Annotated in this window: 4 protein-coding genes; 2 read left to right on the top strand and 2 right to left on the bottom strand. The window is 46.2% G+C overall.

Annotated elements, in window-relative coordinates; all coding sequences use genetic code 11:
- On the bottom strand, window positions 1-1625 hold a 1625-nt coding region (locus Q0R35_RS10945; RefSeq protein WP_295617577.1), incomplete at its 3' end, for an efflux RND transporter permease subunit.
- Between the two features lie 152 nt (window positions 1626-1777).
- Between Q0R35_RS10945 and Q0R35_RS10940 the strand changes: the two genes are divergently transcribed.
- Together Q0R35_RS10940 and Q0R35_RS19550 are read left to right on the top strand one after the other, a co-directional pair.
- Entirely contained in the window at window positions 1778-2266 is a 489-nt protein-coding gene (locus tag Q0R35_RS10940; RefSeq protein ID WP_295617574.1) for a hypothetical protein, read from the top strand.
- Window positions 2267-2294: 28 nt separating this feature from the next.
- Window positions 2295-2363 (top strand): DUF4351 domain-containing protein, encoded by a 69-nt coding sequence (locus Q0R35_RS19550; protein ID WP_366944869.1) that lies wholly within the window; start codon window positions 2295-2297, stop codon window positions 2361-2363.
- 35 nt (window positions 2364-2398) lie between these two features.
- On the opposite strand, the gene Q0R35_RS10935 is transcribed toward Q0R35_RS19550, so the two are convergent.
- Window positions 2399-2585 (bottom strand): hypothetical protein (locus Q0R35_RS10935; protein WP_295617571.1); only part of this gene is annotated, 187 nt, incomplete at its 5' end.

Here is a 2585-nt window from a genome sequence, read left to right as displayed (position 1 = left end):
CCCATGCCAACGAACAATGCCAATCCCAAAATGCCCCGCTTCAAAAAGAAGGCCACACCACGTGTATACCGTGAAGTCAGGCGCCCAAATCCGCGGTTGAATGCATCAAAGAAGGGGTTGTGCTCCTCGCCATTGGGCTTGAGCAACACGGCACACAGCGCCGGGGTCAGCGTTAGCGCCACCACCGTCGAAGCCAAAATCGACAACAGATATGCCAACCCCATTGGCGCAAAAATTCGACCTTCCACCCCCGACAGCGCAAAAATCGGCGCAAAGATTACCACAATAATAATCGTCGCAAACAAAACGCTGGTCCGCACTTCGATCGAACCGTCAAACACCACTTGCAAAGCGGGTTTCGGGTTCCCCGCCAGTTGATTCTCCCGCAGTCGCCGATAGACATTTTCCATATCGACAATCGCATCATCTACTACAGATCCAATTGCTACGACTAAACCCCCCAGCGTCATCGTATTTAAACCCTGTCCCGTCCAATTCAAAATAATTAATCCGAGTAATAATGACAACGGTAAAGCACTCAGACTAATTAACACCGTCCGCCAATTCATCAGGAAAATAATTAAGATCGCCGAAACAATAATTGTCCCATCTCGGAGGGCTTCCTCGACGTTACTAATCGAGGCTTCAATAAATAGATCTTGGTCGAAAGTCTTAGTAAAGGTGACATCTTTAGGTAGCCCTGCTTTTAGCTCTGCCATTGCTGCTTCGACAGCTTTAACTACCGTCGGCGTATCGGCGACTGGCTGTTTGGTAACTGTTAAAATTAATGCTCGTTTACCGCGAAATAATCCATCACCACGGCGCAGTGCGGGGGCGATTTTGACATCGGCAACTTGTTCGAGTAATACTGGTGCGCCATTAATCGCTTTAATCGCCGATTTTTGGAGTTGTTCGATCGATTCTATTCTACCAATCCCGCGCACTAACATTTCGCGATCGGGACTAATCAAAAATCCGCCAGGGACGTTAGCATTAGAGTTCTGAACAGCTTTTGTAACGTCAGCCACAGATACATTAAATGCCTTCAACTTATCGGGATTAATTAATACCTGATATTGACGCTCATCGCCACCATAGAGAAAGACATTACTTACCCCAGGTACGGCTAACAGGCGGTTGCGAACATCCCAATTCACCGCCCGCCAGACTTCCATCATGTCGTTACCAGAAAAAGCGTATTTTACCGCCCACCCTAAGGGCGAACTAACGGGTAAAATCTCTGGTTGTCCGACACTTTTGGGTAAAATACTTTGCACCCGTTGGAGCCGCTCGGTGACAAGTTGACGAGCGCGATAAATATCTGTTGATAGGCTAAATACAGCTTTGACAGAAGCAATCCCCACCGCCGAAGAGGAGCGCAGGGATTCTAAACCTGGAGTACCGTTGATAGCACTTTCGATCGGGCGAGTAACTAAAGATTCTACTTCTTCCGGTGCTAATCCAGGCGCATCGGCTTGGATTTCGACCTGTGGCGGTGCGAATGCGGGAAATACATCTAGGGGCATTTGTCCGAGTACACGCCAACCCCAGAGGCTAATCAGGAGCGATGCGATGACTATTAACCACCGTTGCGCAATCGACCATTTGACAATTGTATTCAGCATTAGTTTAGGGCAAACTTTAGATATATTCCCACTGCTTCTAACAATACACAAGCATGATGAAATTCAGGTGAAATTCAACAGACATCTAAAAACACAGAAGTTGCGATAAAATAATCGCAGACTAGCAGCGATCGGACTCAATTTAGGTGTAGATGCTGAATATTTTGTTGATGTTGAAGATGAAGATAAATCGATCGTCGATCTCAATCTACCGCCAGGAAACCAACCGAGTCTATGGTGCAAGTGGCGAGTTAACGAATAGTATTTTCAGAGTAATTCATTGCAGTAAGGCAGGAATGTTAATCTATTCTCAATACTGGGATTTGATTTGGTTGCCCAATGATTTAGTCGATCGATTTTTGATAGTACCGGATAAACTCGCTATTAGATGCCAGATTGCCATCGAATCGATTCCCCAACGGAGATGCGGCGCGAACGACGATCCTGACTGTCAGTATCGGGTGGTAAAATGCGATGATGGCAATAGTCGAAGAAATCTCTATCCTACTAATGCTCTATGGCAAATCGATCGCCTTCGAGCGGACGATCTCATTATTGCTCTAGATCCCTCTGGCAATCCGATCGAAATCCATCGCTCCGAACTCGACTGTTTTGTTAGCCTCGATATCGTTCTCCAATAATTTTTCATAAATCTAACCTCTCGATCGATTGGAGTCTCTCGGTGAGGATTTGTTGGATTTTCAGGGAGTAAGCGATTTAGAAAATTGGTTGGGATAATCTATTAGATGAAAAAAACATATTTCATATACTGGTTATCGATCGATCCCCACCGATTCAGATTCAGATTTTGAATGTACACGATCGATAGTAGCTTCCTCTAATACTAATATCTCAGCGGCTGGCTCGACAAAATCGCCAATACTCGTCGTAACTCGATTACTTCTGCGCCCCAACCAAAAAGCACCGCCCCCCAAGATGCCGACGGCTGGCACTAAGCCC

The organism is Chamaesiphon sp. GL140_3_metabinner_50 (assembly GCF_025361915.1).
Classification (GTDB): Bacteria; Cyanobacteriota; Cyanobacteriia; order Cyanobacteriales; family Chamaesiphonaceae; genus Chamaesiphon.
The sequence above is the reverse complement of the archived record's forward strand: the minus strand, read 5'-3'. Positions and strand labels throughout refer to the sequence as shown.

Bases quoted from the DNA above. Each gene is read 5' to 3' on its own strand.
- Q0R35_RS10940 (WP_295617574.1), top strand. From the start codon at position 1,778: ATGCTGAATATTTTGTTGATGTTGAAGATGAAGATAAATCGATCGTCG.